At 63.5% G+C, this 25,645-nt stretch carries 22 protein-coding genes and 1 pseudogene; 11 read left to right on the forward strand and 12 right to left on the reverse strand.

Features of this window, described 5'->3' with window-relative positions; genetic code table 11:
* Positions 1-34: 34 nt before the first annotated feature.
* On the forward strand, positions 35-562 hold the full coding sequence (locus HMPREF3170_RS08095; protein WP_070363321.1) for a hypothetical protein: 528 nt from the start codon (positions 35-37) through the stop codon (positions 560-562).
* Between the two features lie 13 nt (positions 563-575).
* On the opposite strand, the gene HMPREF3170_RS08100 is transcribed toward HMPREF3170_RS08095, so the two are convergent.
* On the reverse strand, positions 576-1,745 hold the full coding sequence (locus HMPREF3170_RS08100) for an alpha-amylase family protein (protein WP_070363322.1): 1,170 nt from the start codon (positions 1,743-1,745) through the stop codon (positions 576-578).
* 50 nt (positions 1,746-1,795) lie between these two features.
* Here HMPREF3170_RS08100 and HMPREF3170_RS08105 point away from each other — a divergent pair, with 50 nt between their 5' ends.
* From HMPREF3170_RS08105 to HMPREF3170_RS08135, 7 genes are all read left to right on the forward strand, one after another.
* Positions 1,796-2,371 carry a TetR/AcrR family transcriptional regulator gene (locus tag HMPREF3170_RS08105; RefSeq protein WP_070479017.1) on the forward strand — a complete coding sequence of 192 codons (576 nt, stop codon included), beginning with the start codon at positions 1,796-1,798 and terminating at the stop codon, positions 2,369-2,371.
* A gap of 33 nt (positions 2,372-2,404) precedes the next feature.
* Positions 2,405-4,855 (forward strand): hypothetical protein, encoded by a 2,451-nt coding sequence (locus tag HMPREF3170_RS08110; protein ID WP_070479019.1) that lies wholly within the window; start codon positions 2,405-2,407, stop codon positions 4,853-4,855.
* A 360-nt stretch (positions 4,856-5,215) separates the two neighbouring features.
* Complete coding sequence (locus HMPREF3170_RS08115; protein ID WP_070479020.1) at positions 5,216-6,607, forward strand: aromatic ring-hydroxylating oxygenase subunit alpha; 1,392 nt, start codon at positions 5,216-5,218, stop codon at positions 6,605-6,607.
* Between the two features lie 36 nt (positions 6,608-6,643).
* The gene (locus tag HMPREF3170_RS08120; protein ID WP_070479022.1) at positions 6,644-7,204 is read left to right on the forward strand and encodes an aromatic-ring-hydroxylating dioxygenase subunit beta; all 561 of its coding nucleotides are present in this window, start codon (positions 6,644-6,646) and stop codon (positions 7,202-7,204) included.
* A 15-nt stretch (positions 7,205-7,219) separates the two neighbouring features.
* Complete coding sequence (locus HMPREF3170_RS08125; RefSeq protein WP_070479024.1) at positions 7,220-8,287, forward strand: VOC family protein; 1,068 nt, start codon at positions 7,220-7,222, stop codon at positions 8,285-8,287.
* Complete coding sequence (locus HMPREF3170_RS08130; protein ID WP_070479025.1) at positions 8,284-8,985, forward strand: putative quinol monooxygenase; 702 nt, start codon at positions 8,284-8,286, stop codon at positions 8,983-8,985. Before HMPREF3170_RS08125 ends, HMPREF3170_RS08130 begins: the two co-directional genes overlap by 4 nt.
* 31 nt (positions 8,986-9,016) lie before the next feature.
* A complete protein-coding gene (locus HMPREF3170_RS08135) occupies positions 9,017-10,414 on the forward strand; it encodes an MFS transporter (protein WP_070479027.1) in 1,398 nt (465 codons plus the stop codon).
* Positions 10,415-10,463: 49 nt separating this feature from the next.
* On the opposite strand, the gene HMPREF3170_RS08140 is transcribed toward HMPREF3170_RS08135, so the two are convergent.
* The 4 genes and pseudogenes from HMPREF3170_RS08140 to HMPREF3170_RS08150 all read right to left on the reverse strand — a co-directional run.
* Positions 10,464-11,114, reverse strand: a complete 651-nt coding sequence (locus HMPREF3170_RS08140; protein ID WP_070479029.1) for a DUF6198 family protein — start codon at positions 11,112-11,114, stop codon at positions 10,464-10,466.
* A 97-nt stretch (positions 11,115-11,211) separates the two neighbouring features.
* The gene (locus tag HMPREF3170_RS08145) at positions 11,212-12,921 is read right to left on the reverse strand and encodes a bifunctional 3-(3-hydroxy-phenyl)propionate/3-hydroxycinnamic acid hydroxylase MhpA (RefSeq protein WP_070479031.1); all 1,710 of its coding nucleotides are present in this window, start codon (positions 12,919-12,921) and stop codon (positions 11,212-11,214) included.
* A 223-nt stretch (positions 12,922-13,144) separates the two neighbouring features.
* A complete protein-coding gene (locus tag HMPREF3170_RS11965; protein ID WP_246814951.1) occupies positions 13,145-13,567 on the reverse strand; it encodes an SRPBCC family protein in 423 nt (140 codons plus the stop codon).
* Positions 13,559-14,800, reverse strand: a pseudogene (locus tag HMPREF3170_RS08150) (glutaminase); the annotation flags it as partial. The pseudogene HMPREF3170_RS08150 and the gene HMPREF3170_RS11965, both read right to left, overlap by 9 nt.
* 74 nt (positions 14,801-14,874) lie before the next feature.
* Between HMPREF3170_RS08150 and HMPREF3170_RS08155 the strand changes: the two are divergent.
* Together HMPREF3170_RS08155 and HMPREF3170_RS08160 are read left to right on the forward strand one after the other, a co-directional pair.
* Positions 14,875-16,302 (forward strand): ATP-binding protein, encoded by a 1,428-nt coding sequence (locus HMPREF3170_RS08155; protein WP_070479035.1) that lies wholly within the window; start codon positions 14,875-14,877, stop codon positions 16,300-16,302.
* 78 nt (positions 16,303-16,380) lie between these two features.
* Entirely contained in the window at positions 16,381-17,541 is a 1,161-nt protein-coding gene (locus HMPREF3170_RS08160) for a globin domain-containing protein (RefSeq protein WP_070479037.1), read from the forward strand.
* Here HMPREF3170_RS08160 and HMPREF3170_RS08165 read toward each other — a convergent pair.
* Genes HMPREF3170_RS08165 through HMPREF3170_RS11590 form a run of 3 tightly spaced genes read right to left on the reverse strand, consistent with a single transcriptional unit; the run spans position 17,513 to position 19,757 of the window.
* A complete protein-coding gene (locus tag HMPREF3170_RS08165) occupies positions 17,513-18,211 on the reverse strand; it encodes a helix-turn-helix transcriptional regulator (RefSeq protein ID WP_070479039.1) in 699 nt (232 codons plus the stop codon). The genes HMPREF3170_RS08160 and HMPREF3170_RS08165 overlap by 29 nt on opposite strands.
* The gene (locus HMPREF3170_RS08170) at positions 18,208-18,864 is read right to left on the reverse strand and encodes a helix-turn-helix transcriptional regulator (RefSeq protein WP_083290936.1); all 657 of its coding nucleotides are present in this window, start codon (positions 18,862-18,864) and stop codon (positions 18,208-18,210) included. The genes HMPREF3170_RS08165 and HMPREF3170_RS08170 overlap by 4 nt, the downstream gene beginning before the upstream one ends.
* 56 nt (positions 18,865-18,920) lie before the next feature.
* Positions 18,921-19,757, reverse strand: a complete 837-nt coding sequence (locus tag HMPREF3170_RS11590) for a hypothetical protein (RefSeq protein WP_141742254.1) — start codon at positions 19,755-19,757, stop codon at positions 18,921-18,923.
* Positions 19,758-19,884: 127 nt separating this feature from the next.
* Between HMPREF3170_RS11590 and HMPREF3170_RS08175 the strand changes: the two genes are divergently transcribed.
* Positions 19,885-21,198 (forward strand): multicopper oxidase domain-containing protein, encoded by a 1,314-nt coding sequence (locus HMPREF3170_RS08175; protein WP_246814949.1) that lies wholly within the window; start codon positions 19,885-19,887, stop codon positions 21,196-21,198.
* A 10-nt stretch (positions 21,199-21,208) separates the two neighbouring features.
* On the opposite strand, the gene HMPREF3170_RS08180 is transcribed toward HMPREF3170_RS08175, so the two are convergent.
* From HMPREF3170_RS08180 to HMPREF3170_RS08195, 4 genes are read right to left on the reverse strand one after another with little or no spacing between them, the layout of a single operon-like run.
* Entirely contained in the window at positions 21,209-22,519 is a 1,311-nt protein-coding gene (locus HMPREF3170_RS08180; protein WP_083290938.1) for a hypothetical protein, read from the reverse strand.
* Complete coding sequence (locus tag HMPREF3170_RS08185) at positions 22,520-23,986, reverse strand: MFS transporter (protein ID WP_070479040.1); 1,467 nt, start codon at positions 23,984-23,986, stop codon at positions 22,520-22,522.
* A gap of 9 nt (positions 23,987-23,995) precedes the next feature.
* The gene (locus HMPREF3170_RS08190; protein WP_070479042.1) at positions 23,996-24,994 is read right to left on the reverse strand and encodes a S66 family peptidase; all 999 of its coding nucleotides are present in this window, start codon (positions 24,992-24,994) and stop codon (positions 23,996-23,998) included.
* Positions 24,994-25,587, reverse strand: a complete 594-nt coding sequence (locus HMPREF3170_RS08195; RefSeq protein ID WP_070479044.1) for a hypothetical protein — start codon at positions 25,585-25,587, stop codon at positions 24,994-24,996. The genes HMPREF3170_RS08190 and HMPREF3170_RS08195 overlap by 1 nt, the downstream gene beginning before the upstream one ends.
* Positions 25,588-25,645 lie beyond the last annotated feature (58 nt).

Below are 25,645 nucleotides of genomic sequence, written 5' to 3' on the forward strand. Positions count from 1 at the left end.
TGACAGATGGGGCTGATGTGACATACTGGCGGCTATGAAAATTCGCACAGCTGCACTCACCGCACTCATGGCCGCCACCGTTTCTACCGGCGTGGCCTCCGCTGACGCCATCGACGACGCCCTGGCAAAGCTTCCCGCAGGCCAGATCTCCTGCGATCAGGCATCCCGCTACTGGACCAACGACGCCGACTTCAACGCCAAGAAGCGCCAGGCCCAGACCATCGCAGCCTTCGACCGCCGCGGCCCGCAGATCCAGGCCGCGCTCGGCCGCGTGGAGGAAGCCGCCAACCGCTGCGGCCTGCGCGGCACCACGGGCGCGCCTGCAAATAAGCAGCAGCCTGCCCAGCAGAACGCGCAGCCAGCGCAGCCTGCCCAGCAGAATGCCCAGCCGGCCCCCGCACCCGCACCGCAGGGCACACCTGTGATCACGCTGGCACCCGCCAACGTGCCCACCTTCGACATGCCGGTCGCGGGCGCGGTCACGCTGCGCCTGCCGGACCTGTCCGTCATTGCCCGGGAGCTGCTGGCCAAGTACGCACCGGGTTCCTCCCTGCCGTTCTAGGCCGTTCTAGCGGTTAGACAGCAGACCACTCGTAGCAGGTCTCGCCCCCGGACGTGATGCGCACGCCCGGCGCGGGGTCGAGCCAGGCGGTCACCGTCGCGCGCTCCGAACCGGATTCGAGCGCCACGGTGATCGCCTCATTTGTTTTGTCGGTCACCTCGAGGGTGGCGGTTTCGAGCCAGCGGTGGCGGCGTCGAAAAGCGATGAGCTTCTTGTGCTCCTCGAAGATCCACTGCCCCAGACTCGAAAGCTCCGCGGGGCTGGCTGGCAGCGGCGGGCGCACGGGGTCGTCGGCGGCGAACCCCTCCCCGCGCAGGCCCTCGAAGCCCTGCTCATCGCCGTAGTAGATGCTGGGCATGCCGGGCAGCGCCATGAGCAGCGCCGTGGCCACAAGCGCGCCGTCCTGCCCCACCTTCGAAGCAATCCGGTCCACGTCGTGGTTGCCGACGAACGTGTTGGGCACCATGTGCTCGCACAGGTCGCGGTGGCGGCCCAGCGCGTGGTCAAGCTCCCAGAAGTTCACGTCCTTGATGGAGGACCACAGGGCCTTCCACAGCTCGTATTGAGTGACGGTGTCCAGGGTGCCCGCCGCGGCGATCTCGGCGTAGTCGCCGTGGATGACCTCGCCCAGGAAGAGCGCGTCCGGGAAGCGCTCGCGCACGCGCGCCAGCACGGTGCGCCAGAACTCCGGCGGCACCGAGTACGCCACGTCCAGGCGCCAGCCCGTGATGCCGCGTTCGAGCCAGTAGCACATGACGTCGGTGACCAGGTCCGCCACGCGCGGGTCCTCGTGGTGGAGGGTGGCCAGCTCGCCGTGGCCTTCCCAGTCCGTGTCGCCGGCCAGGCCCTGCGCCACCAGCGGGTGGGTGCGCGCGACGTGGTTGAACACGCCATCGAGCATCACGTGGATGCCGCGCTCGCGGCAGGCGGCCATCAGGTGGTCGAAGTCCTCGTTGGTGCCCAGGCGGGGGTCGATCTGGAAGTGGTCCAGCGTGTCATAGCCGTGGGACACCGATTTGAAAATCGGGCCGAGCAGCAGCCCGTTGCAGCCGAGCTCGATCAGGTAGTCCAACCAGGGCTCGAGCTGCCGCAGGCGCGGCGCTTCGTCGTGCTCCTCGCGGATCGGTGCGCCCGTGGCGCCCAGCGGGTAGACGTGCCACCAGATAATGTCTGACGTGGACAAGTTCCTCACACTTTCTATTGAGCAAAGCTCAGTACTGTAGGGTGGTGTCCATGACACAACCACGACGGAGGCTCAGCGTCGAGCAACGCCAGGAAGAAATCCTCGCCGCTGCCACGGACATCTTCTCCACCACACCTTACGTGGAAGTCTCCACCCAGGACATCGCCGACGCCTGCGGTGTGTCCCAAGGCCTCCTCTTCCACTACTTCGAATCCAAGGCAGGGCTCTACACCGCTTTCCTCAAGGCACACACCCAGCCGCTTTTCGACGACCACCTCGACCCCAACACCGACACCCACGAGGCTCTGCGCAGCACCCTGGAGCGCTACCTCAACCACGTCGCCGAGCACCCGTTCGTGTGGCTGGCCGGTCGCCGCGGCGGCGCCGAACCCACCGAGGCAATCAACCTGCGCATTGAGATGCGCGACGCCTCCGTCGAAACGCTGTGCTCCCTGCTGGGCCGCGACGACGAGCACGCCGCACGCGCCGCATCCGGGATGCTCGGCTTCCTCGACGCCGTCTGCATCGACTGGGTCGACGAAAGCTGCCCCGCCCCCGAACGCGACGACATCATCGACACCGCCATCGGCGCACTCACGGGGGCACTCGCCGCTACACAGAAGTAGCACTTCGAGAGGTCTATCCCCTAAACTTTGCGCATGCACAAGTTGACCTCCGGCGCCCTCGTTGTCGCCCTGACCGGCACCGCCGTCACCGTCCCCGCCACCATCAACCCCACCGCCCACTACGCCGAAGCGCAAGGCCTCCTCGGCCTCGGCGGGCAGGCGTTGCAGGGGCTCGTCGAAAAGGGCGAAGCCAAAGTCGCCGAACTCGAATCCCAGCTATGGAAAGCCGACCTGGCGCTCAAGGGCGCGCAGGCTGTCCTCGAGATGAAGCGCTGGGGCGTCGTCCTCGCCATCGGCGAGGAGAACAAGAAGGCCAAGCAAGCCGAGTACGACCAGCAGAAACTGCTCGTCGACTCCGCCGAACTCCTCGTCCGCACCACCAAGACCTCCCTCGACGCCGCACGCAAGACACTCGCCGTGACCAAGAAGCAGCTCGAGGACTTCAACGGCAAAGACCCATCCGCCTACGAAGACGCCCCCGAACCCGACATCAAACCCGTCGCCCTGCCCACCAACCTGCGCGAAGCCCTTGAGAGCATCACCGCGCAGCAGGAGGCAGTGGCCAAGCGCCAAGCACTTTTCGACGAAGCCGACTCCGCCTACACCAAACGCAAAAAAGAAGTCGACTCCAGCTGGTTCAGCTGGCTCGCCCCCTCCAACACCAAGGAGCTCGAGGGCCTGAAGAACCGTCGCGACGCCCGCAAAGCCAAACTCGACCTCGAACAGGCGCGCCTGGACAACATCACCCGCTCCATCGAACTCTTCGAAACCGTCGAAGCAGCAACGCCTTCGCACGAGGGCCACGGCGCCGACCGCTACGACGCCACCACCCCCACCAACATCGACGACGCTTCTCGACAGCTCGAGTTCGCCAACAGCACCCTCGAAGCCGCCACCCACCGCAAGGCCAACATCGAAGCCAACCTCGCCGCACTCACCGGATGGCAAGAGCGCAACCCATTCACCGGCTTCTGGCACAACGCCGACAAGTGGACCCTCGAACACGCCCTCCGCGCCGCGGACAACGAAATCGCCGACGCCACCAAACGCATCGCCGACAAAGCCGCCGCGCTGGAGGAACTGAAGAACGCGCCCGCGGAGACTGAGGCTTCTGCGCCGGAGGTTGAGACGCCGTCCGAGGTTGTTGAGCCTTCTGCGACGGTAGAGCCTTCTGCGGCTGCCGAGCCGACCGAGGACTCCGCCCCGCGGACACCGGAGCCATCGGCACCTGAAGTAGCTCCGGAACCGTCGGAATCTGAAGCGCCCACTGCCCCTGAATCTCCCGCAACCTCCTCAGAGGAGTCCGCCCCGCGGACACCAGAAACAACAGAGCCAACTACGGACGTGTCCACGGCAACCTCAACACCAGCGACAACGTCTACTTCAACTCCGGAGGATTCCGCCCCGCGGACACCCGAAGCTTCCGAAAGCGTTGAACCTGCAGACACTTCCGCCGAACCCGAAGATCAAATCGATATCGACGAGCTCACCCACAACCTCGACGAGGCAAAGAAACTCGAGCAGGACATGCTCGATCTGCAGAAGCTGCTGCAGCAGTACATCAACAAACCTGAGGCCGAGACAACCGAGCCGTCCGAGACTGAGGTGACTCCAACGACCGTGACCGAGGTGTCCGCGGCAACTTCGGCACCAGCGACAACGGCTGCCCCGACCTCGTCGGAGGTGTCCGCCGCGCGGACGACCGAAACGACAGAACCGGCTACCGAGGATTCCGCCGCGCGGACAACCGAGGAGACAGCACCCACTGCTGAAAGTTCCGCCGCGCGGACAACCCCGACCGAAATTCCTTCGAGTGAGCAGTCCGCCCCGCGGACAACTACTTCGGCAAAGCTGTCCACGGTAGCCGTGGTCCCTGCAACCTCGTCCGAGGTGTCCGCCGCGCGGACAACTGAAGCCGCAGAGCCAACGACCGAAGTGTCCGCGGCAACCTCAACACCAGCGACAACGTCCACCCCAACCTCGGAGGTGTCCGCCGCGCGGACAACCGAAACGACAGAACCGGCTACCGAGGATTCCGCCGCGCGGACAACCCCGACTGAAATCGCTTCGAGCGAGCAGTCCGCCGCGCGGACAACCACTTCGGCAAAGCTGTCCACGGTAGACGTGGCCCCTACAACCTCGTCCGAGGTGTCCGCCGCGCGGACAACGGAGGAGACAGAACCGGCTGCTGAGGATTCCGCCCCGCGGACAACCGAAGCCGCAAAGCCAACCACCGAGGTGTCCGCGACAACCTCGGTACCTGCGACGAGGCCGGGAAGTTCCGCGCCGCGGACAACTAGCCAGGCGCCGGAAACTACGCAGCAGGCCAAACCAACGCAGCAGACGGAAGGGGCTGCGAGTGGGGCGAAGGGGTCGTCGGCAAGTAGTTGGCTGTGGCTGATCCTGCCGCTGCTGCTGGCGCTTGGGTTCGGCGGTGCGGCGTACGCGGACCTGATTCCGGGCGTGCGGCTGCCGAGGATGTAGCGCGCGCACCAGATTCCTTGTTTTCTGCAGGCGGATTTGGAAAAGCCCTGGTCGCGGGAAGCGAGTGAGGGAATTTGGTGTGCATAGAGAAGGTCTGAGTGCCAATGGACGCATCTCCGTTTGGACTAGCCATTCATACTAGCTGGTAATAAAAGTGCTGGATGTTTAGTCTTGCGTCTTTTGGCACTGGACCATTGGGAAGGGTCAGAAAGACTATCCCAGGCTGAACTTTGAGCCCCGAGGCCCCTTATTTTATGTCCGCCGGAGCTGTTCCATTGACTGGAACGTGGGTTTTAGCCAATTATTCTTCCGTTTAAAGTCACTCCCACAGATGACACAGATCACAGAGGGGAAGTGGCTATGAGTAAGATCGCAGAACTCATTGATCCGGTCGGAGGATACGTTTCCGGCAAGATTTTCGCAGACGAGGACATCTACCGCCAGGAGTTGGAGACCGTCTGGCAGCGTACCTGGGTGTTCCTTGCGCACGAGTCGATGCTGCCGAAGCGCGGGTCATATATCCAGACCTACATTGGTGAGGACCCGGTCATTGTTGTGCGCCAGAAGTCCGGTGAGGTCAAGGCGTTTCTGAACCAGTGTCGTCACCGCGGTATGCGCATCTGCCGTGCTGACCGCGGTCAGGCGAAGTCTTTCATGTGTTCCTTCCACGGCTGGTCTTACGACCTTGAGGGCAACTTGACCAACATCCCGCATGAGAACAATGCGTACCCGGAGGGCATCGATAAGTCGAAGTTGTCGGCAATCAAGGTGCCGCGCATTGAAAACTACAAGGGCTTCATCTTCGGCTCCTGGGATGAGACGATCCCGCCGCTGGAGGAGTACCTGGGCAACGCGAAGTACTACCTCGACGGATACATGGACCGCTACGAAGGCGGCATGGAAGCCATCGCTGTACACAAGTGGGTCCTGCCAGCGAACTGGAAGTTCAACGTTGAGCAGCCGACGTCCGACATGCAGCACTCGGAGATCTCCCACGTCTCCGCGGTGGAGGCGCTCAGCTCCGGTTCGGACACCTTCGACCGCAAGACCGGTCGCAAGAAGATCCCGGAGGGCCGCCAGTTCCTCAGCCCGTACGGTCACGGCGGTGCGTTCTTCGGCAAGCGTGACGCGGAGATCCCCAACACCGGCCCTGCGCTGATCGAGTGGGAGAACACCATCCGCGACTCCATCGTGGAGCGCCTCGGTGAGTTCCGCGAGGTCCGCGGCCACATGAACGTCTTCCCCAACTTCATGCTGCTGGGCAACTACACCTTCCGCGTCACCCACCCGCGTGGCCCGAACGAGATGGAGATCTGGTCCTGGGCGTTCGTGCCAAAGGACGCGCCGGAAGAGGTCAAGGAAGCCATCCGCGTCGACGTCATGCGCACCTTCTCCCCTGGCGGCATGTTCGAGCAGGACGACGCCGAGAACTGGGAGGAGATGCAGCACATCCTCCGCGGCGCGAAGTCCCGCGAGACCGGCTTCACCTACAACATGCGCCGCGTCCCCGTCAGCTACGACGATGACGGCTACCCAGGCGCGTCCACGGCACATGTCTACTCCGACAACGCCGCGCTGAACATGTACGGCTTCTACCGCGACCTGATGGAAGACAAGTCTTGGGAACAGCTCAAGGCCGAACGAGGGGGCGTTCCGGAGGTTGACCAGCGAGACTTCACCAAGGTGATGGATCCGGAAGCAGCAGCGGCAGCTGCAGCCTCTGACGGTGCTTACGAAGGCAACGTCGATTAGTCCCTAGCTTTTACACGACCTTTGAAGGAGAAACCCATGGCGAGCAACAACACGCAAGCGTCAGAGGCAGTGACCCAGGCCCCTGCGGGTGCGGAAGATGAGCGTCTCATCGCGCGCTTCCTGTACGACGAAGCCGAAATGATGGACAACATGCAGTGGGAAGACTGGCTCGACTGCATGCACGACGACGTCGATTACTGGGCGCCGGTCCGCGAAAACCGTGTGGCCCGTGAGCGCAAGGAAGAGTTCTACCCAAAGGGGACGTCGGTCTACTTCGAGGAGACCAAGGAGTTCCTGCGCCAGCGCGTGGTGCGCCTCAACACCAACATGGCGTGGGCCGAGGAACCGCCGTCACGTTCGCGCCACATGCTGACCAATCTGCGCATTGACGAGCGTAACGACGGCGCCTTCGCCGTCCGCTCGAACTTCCTCATCTACCGTTCCCGCGGGGAGCGCTACGAGGACACCATCGCAGGTGAGCGTCGCGACGTCATCGTACGGGCACCGGAGTCGCGCTACGGCTTCCTGGTGCTGGAGCGCGAGATCCGCTTCGATATGGCAACCATCCTCGTCAAGAACTTGTCTCTGTTCTACTAAAGAAAGGAAACGCTCTTGAGTACACAGATTGAAACCACGAACCTCCTGCGCATCGGCGTCGTTGTCTATGATCTCGACGCCAAGATCAAGGAGTACTCCCGCATCTACGGCATCACCGACTGGGACACCGCCGAGCACGCACCGACCGACGCGGTCGCGCACGGCCGACGCTTGGCGACGACCCCAGGAACCTGGCGGAGCGCCGTCGGCACCACCCCGGCCGTGAACGGCGAGAAGGGCCCAGGCGGGCGCCCGGCGTCGAGCCTTACTTTCGAGCTCATCGAACCAACCGGCGGCGAGAGCCCCTTCAACGAGTTCCTACGCACGAAGCGCGAAGGCATCGCGTTCCTACAGGTCCGCTCCACCGCGGCCAACGACGAGGCGGTCGCTGAGCACTTCAAGGCGCTCGGCTACGACGTCGCCTACACGGCAACTGTCGACGGCGCCACGCGCACCTTCTACGACACGCGTGAGAACCTGGGCGGCTTCCTCGTCGAGATGCTTCCGGCAACTGCTGCCGACCCAGCCCAGGTGAGCACCGACACCCGCCCGCTCCAGCCGGTGCAGGGCATGTACCACTTCGGTGTCCTCGTGCACGACGTCATGGCGGCGCTGCCGCACTACCGCGACGTCTTCGGCATCCAGCGCTACGAGATGAAGACGTGGGAGACCGGCTTCGGCCGCCTGGACAAGCCGTACTACCGCGGTAAGGACGGCGACACCGGCTACTTCACTGCCCAGGGCACCGCCGGTGACTTCGGCTTCGAGATCATCTCCGTCAACCACGGCGACTGCCACTACAACCGCGAATTCTTCGATGAGCGCGGCCCGGGCATCCACCACTACTTCGCGTGGATGACCACGGAGGACTCCGAGTGGGACGAGGTCGTCTCCTCCATGACCGAGGCTGGCCACCCACTGTGCATGGGCTCTAACCTGCGCGGCGGCGCCGCCGAGTTCGGCTACTTCGACACCTTCGACGCGCTCGGCGGCTACCTCATCGAGATCGTCGCGCGCCGCGAGCCACCGAAGCCGGAGTTCGCCGCACCCGACTGGATCGTCGACTTCGAGGAGCTCGTATGATCCGCATCGTTCATCGCGGAGCCACCGACGCTCCAGAAAAGCTTCTTCACGACGTCGCATCCCTCCGCCAGCGCGACGGAATCAAGGAAGCCGAGGCCTATCAAACCCTGGCGGTCGAGGACGAGGACTACGCCGTCGCGATTCTCGCGGCGAACGTGTCCGACTACGCAGAGATCGTCGAGAAGCTGCCGGAACTCCCGAACCTGCACACATTCGTGCAGGACGGCACGACGGAGATCTACGAGCAGTCCAAGTACGTCCTCGCCGACGGCGTGTGGGCCCCAGAAGCGGGCTACGACGCCCGCATCATGTGGCCGGCGCGCGGGCCAGTCAGCATTGTCATCCAGAACGCTTTCGTCGAAACCCCTGAGATGCGCGCGCTGACCGCCCAGGAAATCACCGAGACCCGCCGTGAGCCGGGCTGCCTCTACTACGCGTGGATGGAGAACCTGGAACTGCCCAATCACCTCATGCTGCTTGAGGTGTGGGCGGACCAGACAATCTACGACCATCACTGGTTCGGGCGCATGGCCACGGGCGAGTACCGCGGCAACTCCGGACGCGAGGCCGCCACGCCGCAGCGCGGAGAACTTACCCGCGAGTTCTACCGCCAGCAGCCCTTCGAGTACCACTACGGACGCCTCCTCCCTGAGGCAACCGAAAACTATTCCCACTCCGTTGCGTGGTCCGCGCGCTAGCTGACCACCCCATCCCTTTCAGGAGACCCACATGGCTAACATCACCCATGCCCCGCCGGTAGACCTCGCGAAGCATGAGCGCACGCCGAAAGAGCGGCGCCTCGCCCTTGGTTCGTCCTTCCTCGGCTCCACCGTGGAGTACTACGACTTCTTGCTCTACGCAGCCGCAGCTGGCCTGGTGTTCCCGCAGCTCTTCTTCGCGAACATCGACCCGAAGCTGGGCACGATGCTCTCCTTCGTCATCTTGCTCACCGGCTACCTCTCCCGTCCGATTGGTTCGATGGCGTTCGGCCACTTCGGCGACAAGTACGGCCGTAAGAACGTACTTGTCATCACACTGCTGACGATGGGGCTTGTCTCCATCTCCATCGGTTTGATGCCGTCCTCGCAGATGATTGGGCCGGCCGCTCCGATTCTGCTGGTCATCCTGCGCATCATCCAGGGCATGGCGATCGGCGGCGAATGGGCCGGTGCCACCCTGATGGCCATGGAGAACTCCACCGCCAAGAACAAGGGCTTCGGCGCCTCCGTCGCCATCGCAGGCGGCCCAGCAGGTGCCATCTTGTCGACGCTGATCCTCGCAATCTTCGCGAAGGCTTCCGGCGACAACTTCGCCAACCCCGAGCAGTACTTCATCACCGACTGGGGCTGGCGCGTTCCGTTCCTGTTCTCCGCAGCCATCGTCATCGTCGGCCTGTTCATGCGCGCCAACGTGAAAGAGTCCCCAGAGTTCGAAGCAGCCCGGCGCGCCGGCAAGGTGCACACCGGTGTGCCGCTGGTCCGCATGCTGAAGGAAGCTCCGCGCGAGCTGGTCCTCGGTGCGCTCGCCGGCACCGCCGCACTGTTCGTGCAGGGGCTGCAGGGCTCGTTCATGGTGCCGTACATCGTGAACGCGACCGCTGAAACTGAAACGCCAGTCGGCCGCTCTACGGCGCTGATGATGGTTACCGTTGGTTCCGTCATCGCGATCTTCGTCATGCCGGGCCTCGCTGCCCTGTCTGACCGCCTCGGACGACGCCGCGTCATGCTGGCCGGTGGTTTGGTCTCCATCATCGGCATCTGGATCGTTTTCAACATGATCGACTCCGGTGACCCAACCAAGATCTGGATCGGCATGGTCCTGCTCGTATGCGTGGTCCAGCCCGCACAGTACGGCCCGATCGGCGCATTCATCTCCGAGAAGTTCGTCCCCGAGCTGCGCTACACCGGCTCCGGTATCACCTACCAGGCGGCGTCCATCCTCGGCGCTGGTACCGCACCGCTGGTCGCGACCCGCTTCGTCTCCCCGGAGACCGGCCTGACCCCGCTGGCCATCATCATCACCGGCCTGTTCGTGGTCTCCTCGCTGGCGATTTACTTCTCCAAGGAAACCGCCCAGAGCATGGGCCACGCGGAGCGCTTCACCAAGACGAATATGTTCAAGGGCTAGCACCGCAACACAAACGCCCCGGAGCTACTCCGGGGCGTTTTCTTATTGCTTAGTCGACCGGCTTCACCAGCCGCCGGGCAACCGGGGTGAACGCCCCCACGATAAACCCGAGCGTCAGCGCTGAAACGATCGTCGCCTCACGGGCAGCCTCAAAGTGGCCGACCCACACGACGGAAAGCACCAACGCCAGCAACACACACACGATGTCAAAGACCAGCTTGACCTTGTAGAACGGTTTTCGACGCAGCGTCGCAACGGTAGCGACGAAGCCCTCGCCCGGCAGGAATACGGCGTTGGCAGTAGCCAGGATTGCCACGCCAAAGCCGAGCACCACCAACCCGACCGCGACGAGCGCAACCTGCGCCGCGTAATTCGTCGACACCAGCGGGCGGAACACGTACATCCACCCGTCCAAACTCACGCTGCCGACAAGCAGCGCGGGCAGCTGCAGCCAGTACCGGCGAGGGAAATCCTGACGGAGCATCAACCACTGCGCCGCAATGAGGAACAGGTTGAGCACAAACGTCCAACCTCCGAAGCTCAGCCCACCGATCAGCGTCATCGCGTACACCGGCGACGAGACCGGCGGCGTGCCGAGCTGACTGGTCGTCACAAGAGCGGTACCGGCCATCATCACCACAATGGCGAACACTGAATATGCGTAGTCTCTCGGCCGCGCCGAGTGTTTCGAGTCGCTCACTTGCGATACCTCCTTGTTAAGGCTTGTTAAGGACTTGTTAAACACCAGGGACACCCAAACATTCCTGTCTGAGTGCCCCTGAAGTAGTCAGTAGTAATTACTGCACGCGCATGCTTGCAGCCTGCTTGTACGCCTCCCACGCCTTACTTGCCTGGGCGTTGAGCGTTGCCACCGCAACGAACCTGTCCGGGCGGACAAGCACCGTACCAACCGCGCGGGTATCAAAGAAGCCCTTCAGCGCACCCGTGATGTCCGAGACAACCTCGGTGTCCGCCGACGCGTACTCCTTCGCCCACTCGACCTGCGTCGGGCTGACCGCACACACCAGTTTGACGTTCGCCTTTGCCATCTCAGCGAGCTGCTCCGGCGTGAACAGGCGGGCCGGGTCCACGCCCCAGGTCACCACGGCGTGGTTGAGGCCCAAGGCGTCGTCGAGAAGCACCTCAGCGCCGTTGTACTCGACCTTCGGCTGGATGATCTGCAAGCCCACCGGCGACAACTTGTTCACCGCAACGCGCGACGTGACGATGCGCGGGCGATGCGACGGATCATTCGAGCGATCTGCAACGCCAGGCTTCAACGTCGCCTGATCCACCACCGCGCCACGGCCGTAGCGCGGCACCGGCTTGAACTTCATGTCGGCGAAGTACTCCTTGACACGCGGCGAAAGGTTCATCAGCTTCGCCGCCGTGTCGCGCACGAACGCCACCTTCTTATCCGTCGGCTTAATCACCGTGCCGAACGTCATCGACAGATCAATCATGGCCTTGGCGTGGTCGCGACGCTCAACGTCGTAAGTATCTAGCAGGTCCGGGCTGAACGTCCCCTGCAGCACGCCTGCCAGCTTCCACGACAGGTTCGTCACGTCGCGGATACCCGAGTTGTACCCCTGGCCCATCCACACCGGCATCAAGTGCGCCGCGTCACCGGCAATGAGCACGTTGCCCTTCCGGAACGTCCGCGCCATCCGGCCGTGGTGCGTGAACACGCGGCGACGGATCACGTCCAGCTTCGTGCCCTCCGGGATGTGCTCCGACAGCAGCTCCTCGATGAAGGCGTCCTCCTCGACCTTCTCGGTCGGCTCGTCGTCGAACAGCATGAACTCCCAACGACGCACCCCGCGCGGCAGACCGATGGACACGTACGGGCGGTTCGGGTCCGCGCCCAAGTACACATTCGGGGCGCCCAGCGGATCATTGTTGACGTCAACAACAACCCACCTTGTCGACGGCGACTTCCCCTCAAACTCCGTCCCCATCCACTTGCGCGTAAACGAACGGCCACCTTCACAACCAACGAGGTACCTCGCGGTGATCTGCTCCTGCTCGCCCGTGCACTCCTCCCCCTCTTCACCACGCACGACCTCAAAGGTCGCGCGGACGCCACCCTCAACCTCCTCGATCTTCACCAGCTCACGGCCAAACGTGGTGGTGACGTGCGGGAACCTCGCTAACCCATCGAAGGAAGCCTTATCCGCCAGCGGCTGCAGGAACCCAAACTTACGAGGCCACCCGTACGGCTCACCCTGCGGGTTGTTCGTCAAGATGACGTTACCGGCACCATCGACCAAGCGCATGATGTGGTGCGGAATCGTGTACGGCCGGAACTCCTCCGCCAGGCCCATCGCCTGGATGGTGCGCATGGACTCGTCGTCGAGGCCGACCCCGCGCGGGTAGTCAATCAGTTGGTCACGCTTCTCCATGACTGCGACCGAAACACCACGGATGCCAAGCAGGTTCGCCAGCGCTAGGCCAACCGGTCCCGTACCGATGACCAGCACATCAACGTCTGCATTCAGCTCTCCCATGGTGTTCGCTCCTTGACTTTCGACAACAGATCCAGCACAGTGAGTCACCTCACTTTCGCATGTGTTTCTAGTTCTAATCACAGGAGTAAGTTGACGCATCTCCAATTCCGCCTTTCGGAACATGTGAGAGCGGGTGCGCGCACCAGATTCCTTGTTTTTTTCTCGGGGCGGGTTTGCAAAAGCCCTGGTCGCGGGAAGCGCGTGAGGGAATTTGGTGCGCAGTCTACTCAGATTTGCTCTCGCGCTTGATCAGCGGCTCCAACTTGTCGCGGAGACGCGCCTTCCAGTCGGCGGCGGCCTCCTCGTAGCCGTCCTCGTGCGGGTGCATGCCGCGGTGGGTGAATTTGACGCGGGTGTCGCCGTCGGGGGCGTCTTCAAGCTCGAAAATGATGTCGGTGTCGTCCCACTCGGGGTCCTCGAGCAGGTTGCCGGTGGGCTCGACGCGCCAGACGAGGCGGTCGCCCTGCTCGGCTTCGGAGACGTAGAGCTCGGCGAATTGGTCGTCGTTTTGGAAGTGGAACTCGCCGCCGGCGGTGTCTGCGGAGCCCTCGATGGTTTCGTCCCACCACTCCTGCGGCTTCGTGATTGCGCGGAAGACTTCGGTGCGGCTCGCCGGAACCTCGAAGGAGGTGGAGAAGTCCTTCACGGCGCGGAATTTGGTGCCGTCGGAGAACTCGTAGTCGGGCATGGCGCCGTCGGGGTCGTAGATGGAGACGTCGAAACCTTGGTCGCGGATCTGCTTGATGCCTTCTTTAATCAGCAGGCGCCCGGCCTTGTTGAAGGAGGTGACGTGGGAGACGTCGAGCACCAGGCGGTTGCCGGCGAGGCGGTATTCGCCGAGGTCGTGGAGGATTTTCTCGGCGGCAGTGAAGTTGATCATGCCTTGGAGTTGCACGACGGTCTTCGCTTCTCGACGATCCACCGTCCGGATTCCTGGCGCCGCGTAGTAGTCGGCGCTCATCAGGTTGAGGCCGAGGGATTCGGACAGCTCGCGGAAGATCTTCACGCCGCGTACCGAGTTGCCCTGCTTGTCCAGGCGCGGGCTCAGTGACGCGATGCCGAGCTGCCCCGGCATCGTCCCGATGAGGCCACCGGCCACGCCTGACTTGGCGGGGATGCCCACGTTGACCATCCAGCGGCCGGAGCCGTCGTACATGCCGGCGGACGTCATCACGGCCTGCGTCACCCGGCTAGCCGCAGCGGACATGATGCGCTCGCCGGTGATCGGCTGGACACCACCGTTCGCCAAGGTGGCGGCCATCACGGCGAGGTCGCGGACGGTGACCAGGATGGAGCACTGCTGCGTATACGAGTTCACGGCGTCGTGGGCCTGGTCCTGCACCATCCCAAACTCCCGCAGCAGGTGCGCGATGGACAGGTTGCGGTGCGCGGTGGCCAGCTCGTCGTCGAGGATGTCCTGGTCAATGCGCAGTTCGCGGCCCGCAAGGCGGGAAAAGAACGACCGAATCTTCTCGACGCGGTCTTCGACACTCGAATCCGGCCCGTTGATGAGCTGGTTCACGGCGATGGCGCCCGCATTGATCATGGGGTTTGAGGGCCGGTTGGTGGCGTCGTCAAGAGAGATGGCGTTGAAGGCCTCCCCGGAGGGCTCAACCCCCACAACCTTGTGTACTTCTTGGGCGCCGAGTTCCTCGAGTGCGAGCGCGTACACGAACGGCTTCGAGATCGACTGGATGGAAAACTCGTAGCTGTCGTCGCCGACGGAGTAGAGGTGGCCGGACGTGGTGCACACGGCGAGGCCGAGCTTGTCCGGGTCGGCGGTGCGCAGCGACTCGATGTAGTTGGCGGGCTCGCCGGCGTCGTTGTCGCGGACGAGGTCGAGGATCTTATCGAGGTACGCAGGCACTGGAGTTGGCATGCCGCCAGCTTACTTCCCACATAACATCCCACTCAACATCCCACATGTGGGATGTTGAGTGGTATGTTGAGTTTATGCAGGCAGAAGAGTTATCGAAGATCGTCGCAGATCTGCGGTTGGTCGGTGAGACACCGCGAGTTGAGGTGAAATCGAACGTCGGGAAGAGCATCCTGGAGACGCTCTCCGCGTTTGCGAATACGCGGGGTGGGGTGATTCTCATCGGATTGAGCGAGGACGCATCCTTCGCCCCGCTCGATAGGTTCGATGCGCAGCGCGCCCAGGATGCGGTCGCGTCGCGCTGTGACCAGCTCTCACCAGTGCTTCGACCACTTGTCACGCCGGTGCCGTTCGAAGGGGCCGTGATTGTAGTCGTCGAGGTGCCCGCCCTTCCCCCGCGCGAGCAGCCCTGCTACGTCAAGGAACGAGGGATGTACAAGGGCAGTTTCACCCGCACCGGGGAAGGCGAGCGACGCCTCGAGCCCTACGAAATTGACCGCCTGCTCGAGGAACGCACCCAACCCACGTGGGATGAAGAACCAGTTGCAGACGCCTCCCCGGACGACCTGGATACCGACCTGCTCACCCCCTACCTCTCCCATCAGAAATCACTGCGGCCGCGCACCTTCAAGCAAGGTGATGTGACCGCAATGCAGCGCCTGCGCATCCTCGACGGTGAGCACCCCACACTCGCTGCGCTTCTCACGATGGGCGAGTACCCACAGCAGTTCTTCCCACGCTTGACCATTACGTTTACTCTCTTGCCAGGCACTGAGATCGGGGAGGTCGCGGAAGGAATTCGGTTCCTGGACAACGCGACGCTCACCGGCACGATTCCCGAAATGGTCGAAGCGGGCGTCGAACTTGTGAAGAAGAACATGCGCACCGCGAGCGTCATCGGCGATGTGTACAGGAAAGACATGCCGGACTACCCGGTGGAGGCAGTACGCGAGGCGCTGGTCAATGCCGTCATGCACCGCGATTACTCCCCTGCCGCGCGTGGGGGCCAGGTCCAGATTATGATGTTCGCCGACCGTCTGGAGATCACGAATCCTGGGGGCCTCTACGGCGGAGTCACCACGGAAAACCTTGGCGACGCCGGGGTCAGCAACTCACGCAACCAGCGGCTTTCTACGTTCCTGGAGGAACTGCGCTTCGACGACGGCGGACCCGTCGCGGAAAACCGTGGCTCCGGAATCGCCGTGATCGAACAAGCGCTTGCCAAAGCGCTCATGCCCCCACCGACGTATGCAAACTCGCTCACGCACTTCACGATCACCTTCCACAAACGCAGAATCATCGCAGCAGAGCGGCACGGGACGGCCATCGACCAAGTGAAAGATCTCCTTGCCACGAAGGAGTCCTGGTCCACGACCGAGCTCGTAACGGAGACGCAGCTGAGCCGAACAGCGGTCCAAAACGCACTCAATCGCCTGGTAGACGCCGGAGAGGCGGAGCGAACAGAGCCTCATAAGAGCCCCCGCCAGCGCTACCGCGCAACATAACATCCCACATAACATCCCACATGTGGGATGTTGGGTGGTATGTAGGGCATCCGATTAAACACGAGTATATTCGTGTTTATGTTCATTGACGAGAAACCGAACCCGAAGCAGGCCTACCTAAGCGACGAGCACGCCGAGATCATCAAGGCAACGCTCCCGCCGGTAGGCGCGAACATCCAGACGATCACGAAGACCTTCTACAACAAGATGTTCACCGCCCACCCCGAGCTCATCTCGGACACGTTCAACCGTGGCAACCAGAAGCAGGGCGCGCAGCAGAAGGCGCTAGCGGCGTCGGTGGCGACGTTCGCCACGCAGCTGGTGGACCCCGAGGCACCGGACCCAGTGATGATGCTGGACCGCATCGCGCACAAGCACGTCTCGCTGGGCATCACGGCAGACCAGTACCAGATCGTGCACGACAACCTGATGGCCGCCATCGTCGAGGTGCTTGGTGACGCCGTCACCCCAGAAGTCGCCGAGGCCTGGGACAAGGTGTACTGGCTGATGGCCGACGTCCTGATCAAGCACGAAGGCAAGCTCTACGAATCGGACGGCGTGGAGGCAGGCGACGTGTTCCGCACCGCCACCGTCACGGAGAAAACCCAGCTCAGCGACACTGTCTACGCCTACACCCTGGAGGGTGACTTCACTGCGCCGCGCCCAGGCCAGTACACGTCGGTCGGCGTGAAGCTGCCGGACGGCGCGCGCCAGCTGCGCCAGTACTCCATCATCGAAGGCGACGCCTCCCACTACCGCATCGCCGTGGAGACCGAGGGCGAAGTGTCCACGTTCCTGCGCGACCACGTCAACGTCGGCGACACCGTCGACGCCACGCTCGCCGCCGGCGACCTGGTACTGCAGCCGGGCTCGAACCCAGTGGTGCTGATCTCCTCCGGCATCGGATCCACGCCGATGACCGGCATCTTGGGGCATCTCGCGGCGGAGGGCTCACCGCGCAAGGTCACGGTCGCACACGCCGACGAGTCACAGCAGTCGTGGGCGCAGGCAGATGAGATGCGGATGCTCGTCGAGAAGCTTGACGACGCCTCCCTGCACCCCTACTTCCGTGCCGAGGGCCAGCGCCTCAACGTCGCTGACCTGGACGTTTCCGGCGCGGATGTGTACCTGTGCGGCGGCGAGGGTTTCCTGCAGTCCATCCGCGACGACCTGGCACAGCTCGACCCGGCGAACGTGTACTTCGAGCTGTTTAGTCCGAACGACTGGCTGATCGGTTAACCAGCCGGGCCCCGCACTGCCCCGGCGCGTCGAACGGCATGAAGTCGAGGTGGTGGGGGCCGATAGTGGCGTCGATAAACCCCTGGTGCAGTGCGCAAATCGTGGCTGCGGGCGGGGTGCCGTCGGCGGCGACGAACGGGCACGCCTGCAGGCCGACCTCCACAGAGGCGTCGCCGTCAGCCTCGCGGACGAGCGGGTCGAAGCCCATCTCGCGCAGGGAGCGCAGCACCGCGGCGGCAAGCTCTTCGAAGTCCTCGGGTGGTTCGCCGAAACGGTCCGCGTTGCGCCGCGCCCACGCGCGCCCGAAGTCGCGGGCAGCGTCCAGATCGAAGCCGGCGAGCGACTCAATCAGCGACTCGACGAGCGCGACGTACTCGTGCATCACAGCGTGATGCTGCGGGGTGCGCGCATGGTAGACGTGCGAGGGGCGGCCGCGGGTAGTGCGGCTGGCCACGCGCCAGCCCACCAAACCGCGCTCCGCCAGCTCATCGATGTGGCCACGCACAGTATTGACGTGGATGCCAAGCTCCTTGCTCAGCTCGCTGAGCAAGGCACCCTCCGGGAAGGAATCGAGCGCATCGAGGACCTCACGCTGCTTCGGGCTCAGCTCTGCCGCGCGGCGCATAAGTTCCGCGGTGGGCAGGGGGGCGGCGGCGTCGTCGATAGTCATAGTTCGATCTCACACTGCGACGGGCGACTATACGGCAGCAGCTTGTGCACGATGCCGCCGCTGAGTTCATCCAGGTAGCCGGCGTGCAGGGCGCAGATGACCGAACTTGGCGCGCTGACGCCCACCGTCGTGAACGGGCAAGCGTTGAGGCCAATGTTGCCGGACTGGTTTGGGTAGGAGGGATCGAAGCCGAGGTCCCGCAGGATCGCGATCAAGGCGTTGAGCTGGGACGCACCGGAGGCATCCGACTGCACCTCGCGGCCGTTGTGGGTCTGGCGCGCCCACTGACGGCCGATCTCGCGCGCCTTCTCCGTATCGCCCTCGGTGAGGCACTCCGCCATCGTCCTGACCAGGCCGATGTACTCGCGAGTCACGGTCGAGTGGTGCGGGGTGCGCGTGTGGAAAATGTTGCTCGGGCGGCCGCGTCCCTCGCTCGGAGCCGTGGTGACCTGCACCAAATCCCGCGCCAACAACTCATCCAAATGCCCGCGGATCGTGTTGGGGTGCATCCCCATCTCCTTGGCAAGGTCGCCGACCTGCGCCCCATGCGGGTGCAAAGCTAGGCGATCAAGCACCTCGCGCTGCTTCACGCTCAACTCGGCGGCGCGGTCCATCAGGTCCGTCGTCGGTTGAGGCGGGGTCGCCGAATTCACGTGTCCTCCTTCGGTCAGAGCTCTTTACCAGCTTAAACCGAAATCGCCGATTTTCCCTATTCCAGGCCGTATTTATTGAAAGAACGTGACGAAGAGGTTATTTCGCACTTTCTCGCCATAACACCTGGTACTTCACTATTGGCCACCAACCACGTAGCCAGGTCAGTGTCAATCATGCGGGCGAGGGACAAGATTTGCGCGAATGCCTCCTCAACTGTTCTCCTTCTTTTTTCATTTCGATGCGTTTGTCCACGAAGTGGGACACCATTCAGTAACGGTTCATGATGCGCAACACGGTTTCGAAGTTCATTAATCTCTTGGCACAACTGATGAACCCACACACGAGAAAAAGTTATCGCTCTCGCCTTTTCAGGATGCTCATCCCGCTGACGTGCAGCTTCTCGCCTGCCGCCGGGGAATGCTTTTGCTAGAACTGGCCAGTTCCGCTCATTGTCAACCTTTCTGCGCCAAGGACCTCGGCCGGTATAACCGCCTTTATCAAACAGATTCGTCCAGAAGCCAAACATGCAGTTGGCCACTAGTCTCCCTGGTAAATCCCCACGTTCCGAGTTCAATCTCACGTGAGCAGGCAGACGTTCCCAAGCACTAGCCAAAGCCGTTCGCGACCGGTCGTCCAAAGGCATTTCCTGATACCACTGCACGCCCCATTTCTCGGTCAGAACAGCATGAATAGCCTCACGTAACGCAACTTCGAGGACCGCTAAATCGGCCATAAAGGCCATGGACAAATCGCGATTCCATACATAAAGTTCAAGCGCCTCATCGGCGCAATGATGAGACGTGTGTGATAGAAATGTCGCCATCCGAGCAGGTGAAATAGACCCCCATAACAGGTGGTGGCGCCCTGTAGGCGGCTGCACTGGATACGTCATTGTGCTATTGTAGCCAACGTAGTCCCTCGGATCTGGGTCACAGACATAGACTCTGTGTTCCCCCGAGGGTTTTTCTATGGGTGCCGAGCTTTCCCTATTTCGAACCATATTTATTACGATCGAGACCGTGAATAAAAAAGGGCAGACCTCCGACGGCCTGGCGTGGGCCATCATCGCCGTATTCGTGGCGCTCATGGTGGTGTTCAGCGCGCTGAGCTCGACCGCAGGCGACGATGGCAGCTCGGCGCCAATCGACGCCAGCGGCGCCACCACCCTCGACGTCGACATCCACGGCATGGCCTTCACGCCGAATCGTATCGACGTCCCCTCCGGTACCCGCCTCATCCTCACCATCACCAACTCCGACGACCAACAGCACGACCTCAAGCTGGGTAGCGAGTACACCGGGCGCATCGATCCCGGCGACACCGTCGTCCACGACTTCGGCGTCTTCACCGAGTCCACGCAGGGCTGGTGCACGATCGCCGGCCACAAGGCGATGGGGATGGTGTTCGACGTCGTGGTCGGGTCGGCGAGCCCGAGCACTTCACCGAGTGCCGCGCCCAGACCGGTAGTCGCCGCGGATGGGCCTGACGACGGCCTGGTCTACCGTGACCCAGCGCTGCCTCCCGCGCCCGATGCTCCCGAAAGAACAGTGCACGAACACACCTGGCACGTTGCCGAAAGCGAGCGCCAGGTTGCGCCCGGCGTCACCCAACCCGTCTGGACCTTCGACGGAGAAATGCCAGGTCCCGTACTGCGCGGGCGCGTCGGTGACCTGTTCCGCATCACCATCGTCAACGACGGCACGATGGAGCACTCCATCGACTTCCACGCGGGTGAGGTCAACCCCGATACGAACATGGCCCAGATCGCCCCGGGCGAATCGCTCACGTACGAGTTCGAAGCCCGCAGGTACGGGATCTGGATGTACCACTGCGCCACCATGCCGATGAGCCTGCACATCGCCAACGGCATGTTCGGCGCCGTCGTCATCGACCCACCGGACCTCACGCCTGTCGACGCCGAATACGTCCTCCTCTCACACGAGGTCTTCCTCGGCGAGGACGGCGCCGACCCCGAGCGAGTCGCCGCCGGGCTCTACGATCTCACCGCGTTCAACGGCTACCCCAACCAGTACCAGCAGCGGCCGATTCCGGCCCGCGTCGGCGATACCGTCCGTGTGTGGCTCTTCAACGTCGGCCCCGACAATCCCTTGAGCTTCCACGTGGTCGGCGAAATCTTCGACACCGTGTTCAAAGAAGGCCAGTACCAGATCCGAAGCGCCACTGACACCGGTTCACAGGCGCTCGGGCTCCTCGCCGCCCAGGGTGGGTTCGTCGAGATGACCTTCGACGAACCCGGCACCTACACCTTCGTGAACCACCAGATGACCGACGCCGAAAAGGGACAGCGCGGCCAGTTCGTGGTCACCCCCTAGGTGACCGGGCTCAGGCAATCCCGCCGAAGGACGCGACAATCGCCGCCACCAGCGCCAGCGCCAGGGCGGACTGCCCAGCGGGGCGCTCCACGTGGGCGCCCGCCACCGGGGCCTCACGCTGCCCCCGCAGCACCGCCACCTGGGCCTTCACCGCCCTGCGCAGCAGCGGCAGGTACGCCACCAGCACGGCGAACACGAGCAGGCTCATCACCACCCGCAGCCAGGACTGCTCCGTTAGCAACCACACCGTTAGCGCGAGGTTGTACAGCACGACCCGGAAGTAGGTGCCCCGGGACAGTTCCAGCAGCCCGGCGCGCACCGCCTTCGGCCCGCCGCCCATCGTGGTGGGCAGCAGGTAGCTCATGGTGCCGATCAGCAGGGGCGCTACGAAGCCGAGCAGGAGGGCCAGCGTGGGGATCTCCGGGACGGTCCGCACCAGGCCCACGGCGTACCAGAGCATCGCGCCGATCAGCCAGAACATCGCTACGAAGACGGACAGGCCCGGGTAGGTGATGCGGTCGCGTGGGTCGCGCAAGACGTCGATCACGTTGACCACGAAGCCCTGGAAGAGCCACAGCCAAGCGCCGACGTAGACGAACGCGCCAACCGCGACTACCTGCGGAATCCCCAGCAGCGCGCCGGTAACCGCGCACGCAATCCCGGCCACCGCGCCCCAAATGGCTGCGCGGGTTCGGTCGCGCATGCCGTTGATCCGCCACATCGTTGGGAACAGCACGCTCAGGCTCGACATCGCGGCCAGGCCCACAAAGCCCCCGACGTTGGTGAACAGGTGCGCCTGGCGGATCTGCTCCTGCCAGGTGCCGGGCAGGCCCATCGACAGCGACGCACCGAAGCACACCCCGACGAGCAGGCAGGCAGCCGACGCCACGTACCCAACCGCGGCGGGCCGGTGCCGCTTCTCCGGGCCGGCGTCACGCACCAACCGGGCGAGTACCACCGCGTGCCACAGCACCGCACCTGCGACCAGCAACCCGCCGGCCCAGGTGACCAGCCAGTGCTGTTCCCACCAGCTGGCCAGGACCTGGCCCACCAGCACCAACACGACGCCGGCGTTGAGGACCCAGGTGCGCCGCAATTGGGCCGGGCGCGCCTCCTCGGGAAGGCGCTGCTGCAGGAAACGCTCGGTCAGGTTCACGCTCCACAGCACGATCGAGTTCGCCACGATTCCGAGCGTGAAAATGTGAATCAGCAGCCACGCCGGTTCGGGGAACAGCGTGTGGGTGAGCCCGATCAAGATGAACACCCACATCCAGATGCTCACCGGCTTGGACGCCTTCCGGTGCCAGCTGCGTGCGCTCATTTACGCCGCCACCTTCGCGTCGCCGGACTTCGGGTTATCGCGGAAGCACCACCAGGTCACCGCACCAAAGACCAGGGCCGAGCAGGCGATCATCACAAGCACATTGTGGTACGCCCCGGCGTAGGCGGGGGCGGCAAGTGCGTTGGTGGAGGCGTCGTAAATTGCGTCCATGCCGATGGGCTGCAGCTCGGCGGGGAGGTTACGCACCATCCACATCGGCAGCAACGAGCCGGTCAGCGCGACGGTGACCAGGGTGCCGAACTCGTAGGAGACCTCCTCGACGCCCGCCGCCATACCGGAACGGTGCAGGGGCGCGGCGCCGATAATCGCGATGGAGGACACGCTCATCACCGAGCCCGCCGAGAAGCCCATCACGGCCAGCGCCGCGATCTCGATGCCGAGGCTGCCGACGTCCGAACCCCAGATCAGGGCCGCGGCACCCGCAGCAGCGCCCAAAAAGCCGCCGCCGATCAGAGGCAGGAAGCCAATCTTGTGCAGGTAGGCGCCACCAAGTGTCGACGCCGGGATCGCGGCCGCCGCCATCGCGATGATGGTGGCGCCGGCGTGGAGGGGGGAGAAGCCGTCGACAAGCTGGAGCTTCTGCGTGGTCATCAGCTCGGCGCCGGCCATGAAGAACATGCCGCCGGCTGCTGCGACGACGCCGCCGGTGAACATGCGGGACTTGAAAATGTCGAAGGTGAGCAGCGGGTCCGCCAGCTTCCCCTGGCGGCGCACGAACAACACCGCGCCGACGACGCACAGCACCACCGCCACCACGAACAGGGACCAGCCGGAGTTTGGGTTCACCAATTCTTTGATAGCCATGGTCAGGCCCGACAGCGCGAACAGTGCGTACACCGAGGAGATAAGGTCCCAGTGCTTCGCCGGGTTCGGCATGTTCTCCGGGGCCAGCCAGAACGTCAGGGCCAGGGCGATGAGCACGATCGGCACGTTAATGAGGAAGACGGAGCCCCACCAGAACGCCTCCAGCAGCGCGCCGCCGACCAGCGGGCCCAGCGCCGCACCCACCACGGCCACCGACCCCCAAATACCGATCGCCGTGTTGCGCTCCCGCTCGTCCGGGAACGTGAGGCGGATCAGCGCGAGCGTCGCAGGCATCATCACCGCGGCACCCATGCCGAGCAGCCCGCGCGCACCCACGAGCAGCCACGCCGACGGCGCGAACGCCGCCGCCAGCGACGCCACCCCGAACACCACCAGCCCAACGATGAACATCAGGCGGTGGCCCAGCTTGTCCCCCAGCGTGCCCGTGCCCAGCAGCAGCCCCGCCAGCACTAGCGGGTAGGCGTTAATAATCCACAAGCCCTGGGTCGGGGTGGTGTGCAGCTGCTCGTTGAGCTCCGGCATCGCCGTATACAGGATCGAATTGTCCAGCCCGATCATCAGCAGACCGAGCGAAATCACTGCAAAGAAGGTCCAGCGCTGGCTTGGCGTCGAATCAGTCATAGCAACAAGCTACACCCGAGGAAAGCTAATCGACGCCTCTGCCCCCTCCACCGAAACATCCACACGCCCGCCGACCGGGAACGTCAGCAAGGGGTTCGTGTGCCCAAACGATGCGTTCGCCACCACCGGCTTCCCCCTCAACTCAGGTATCGACGCCACCATCTCCTCCACCATCACCCTCGTGACACGGCTCGCGGTCTGGAAACGCCCAATCACCAAGCCCTCAATCCCGTGACCATCCGGGGCCTGCAACAACGACACCAGCTCACGCCGGAAATCCATCACGGTGTACTTCCCCGTCACCTCCGCAAACAACACCGCATCATTCAGCGACGGCATAAACTCCGTGCCCGACAACAACCCCAACGTGCCCAAATTCGACCCAAGCGCAATCCCCTCCGCGCGGCCCTCCTGGATCACCCACCAGCCATCATCCGGCTCCTGCACACGACCGTCCTGGTTAATAAACCAGTCATCGTCCGTGAACCAGTCCCCCGGCTCCCACACGATCGGCCCATCAGTAAACGCCGCCTGCACAAACGCGTCACGGGTCACCTCACCGAAATCGCGCATCCCCAACGTCGACCAATGCGGGCCCACGTACACCACCTGGCCCGTCTTCGCATACACCGCATTCGCCAACGCCGACACATCCGAATTCCCACACAGGAACTTCGGGTGCTCCGCAATCACATCAAAATCCAGGTGAGGCAGAATCTCGTTACTGGTAAAGCCGCCAATCACGCTCATGATGCCGTCGACGGATGGGTCGGAGTAGGCGTCGATAAGATCCTCAGCCCGCAACTTGCCCGGCGCTGACCAAAACATGTCCGACACCCGCACATTCGCCCCAAAACTCACCGACAAGCCAAGCTGCTCCAAACGCCGCGTGGCCAACTCAGCCACAAAACGACCCGCCGGGCCCTGCTCCACATACGCCAACGAACGCGCCGGAGCCACCACACGCACATGATCGCCCACCGACAACGGGCGAGGATACAACGCCATTAGTACAAATACACCGACGCATTATTACCGCCCTGGCACCGGGCTCCCCCACCCGCCGGCCAGCACGACATCGTGTACGTCTGCCCCGTCACCGGGCTATACACACTCAACGACCCCGGGAACTCACCAGTGGCCGCAGCCCGCTCATTAAACACAGCCAACACATTGCCCGCGAACTCCGACGACGTATTCCCGGTCTCCGCCGTCGCGTTCGAGAACCCCGCACTCGACCCCATCGGCTCACGCCGGTTCACATTAGGCTTGTTGCCCTGGTTGCCGTTGCTGCCGTTGTTGCCGGCTTCCGGCGCGACCGTCTCAATCTCTGTCACAATCACCGGATCCTGCTGCTCGTCCTTCGTCCCGTCGGAACGCACGAACAAAAACGCCACCGCGCCAGCCAGCGCCAACAACACCAGCGTCCCCAACACCGACAACGCAACCACCAGGCCGGTGTTGCTCTTCTGCTGCGGCTGGTACGGCGGCTGCGGCTGATATGGCTGCTGGTAGTACGGCTGCTGGTACTGCTGTTGCTGCTGGGTCGCCCACTCGTTGGTGCCAGGGTGGGTGTCGTCGGGCTGGTACGGGTTCGTCATGAGGGGCTTCCTTCAGGGATATGCAACAATACTGCAGCTCACCTTACTAGGTGCGCGC

Source organism: Corynebacterium sp. HMSC08D02, assembly GCF_001807505.1.
GTDB lineage: Bacteria > Actinomycetota > Actinomycetes > Mycobacteriales > Mycobacteriaceae > Corynebacterium > Corynebacterium pseudogenitalium.

What these genes read in the sequence shown, in the direction of transcription:
- HMPREF3170_RS08095 (WP_070363321.1), top strand. Translation starts at nt 35, where the DNA reads ATGAAAATTCGCACAGCTGCACTCACCGCACTCATGGCCGCCACCGTT.
- HMPREF3170_RS08105 (WP_070479017.1), top strand. Translation starts at nt 1,796, where the DNA reads ATGACACAACCACGACGGAGGCTCAGCGTCGAGCAACGCCAGGAAGAA.
- HMPREF3170_RS08110 (WP_070479019.1), top strand. Translation starts at nt 2,405, where the DNA reads ATGCACAAGTTGACCTCCGGCGCCCTCGTTGTCGCCCTGACCGGCACC.
- HMPREF3170_RS08115 (WP_070479020.1), top strand. Translation starts at nt 5,216, where the DNA reads ATGAGTAAGATCGCAGAACTCATTGATCCGGTCGGAGGATACGTTTCC.
- HMPREF3170_RS08120 (WP_070479022.1), top strand. Translation starts at nt 6,644, where the DNA reads ATGGCGAGCAACAACACGCAAGCGTCAGAGGCAGTGACCCAGGCCCCT.
- HMPREF3170_RS08130 (WP_070479025.1), top strand. Translation starts at nt 8,284, where the DNA reads ATGATCCGCATCGTTCATCGCGGAGCCACCGACGCTCCAGAAAAGCTT.
- HMPREF3170_RS08135 (WP_070479027.1), top strand. Translation starts at nt 9,017, where the DNA reads ATGGCTAACATCACCCATGCCCCGCCGGTAGACCTCGCGAAGCATGAG.
- HMPREF3170_RS08145 (WP_070479031.1), bottom strand. Translation starts at nt 12,921, where the DNA reads ATGGGAGAGCTGAATGCAGACGTTGATGTGCTGGTCATCGGTACGGGA.
- HMPREF3170_RS08155 (WP_070479035.1), top strand. Translation starts at nt 14,875, where the DNA reads ATGCAGGCAGAAGAGTTATCGAAGATCGTCGCAGATCTGCGGTTGGTC.
- HMPREF3170_RS08160 (WP_070479037.1), top strand. Translation starts at nt 16,381, where the DNA reads ATGTTCATTGACGAGAAACCGAACCCGAAGCAGGCCTACCTAAGCGAC.
- HMPREF3170_RS08165 (WP_070479039.1), bottom strand. Translation starts at nt 18,211, where the DNA reads ATGACTATCGACGACGCCGCCGCCCCCCTGCCCACCGCGGAACTTATG.
- HMPREF3170_RS11590 (WP_141742254.1), bottom strand. Translation starts at nt 19,757, where the DNA reads ATGACGTATCCAGTGCAGCCGCCTACAGGGCGCCACCACCTGTTATGG.
- HMPREF3170_RS08180 (WP_083290938.1), bottom strand. Translation starts at nt 22,519, where the DNA reads ATGAGCGCACGCAGCTGGCACCGGAAGGCGTCCAAGCCGGTGAGCATC.
- HMPREF3170_RS08185 (WP_070479040.1), bottom strand. Translation starts at nt 23,986, where the DNA reads ATGACTGATTCGACGCCAAGCCAGCGCTGGACCTTCTTTGCAGTGATT.
- HMPREF3170_RS08190 (WP_070479042.1), bottom strand. Translation starts at nt 24,994, where the DNA reads ATGGCGTTGTATCCTCGCCCGTTGTCGGTGGGCGATCATGTGCGTGTG.
- HMPREF3170_RS08195 (WP_070479044.1), bottom strand. Translation starts at nt 25,587, where the DNA reads ATGACGAACCCGTACCAGCCCGACGACACCCACCCTGGCACCAACGAG.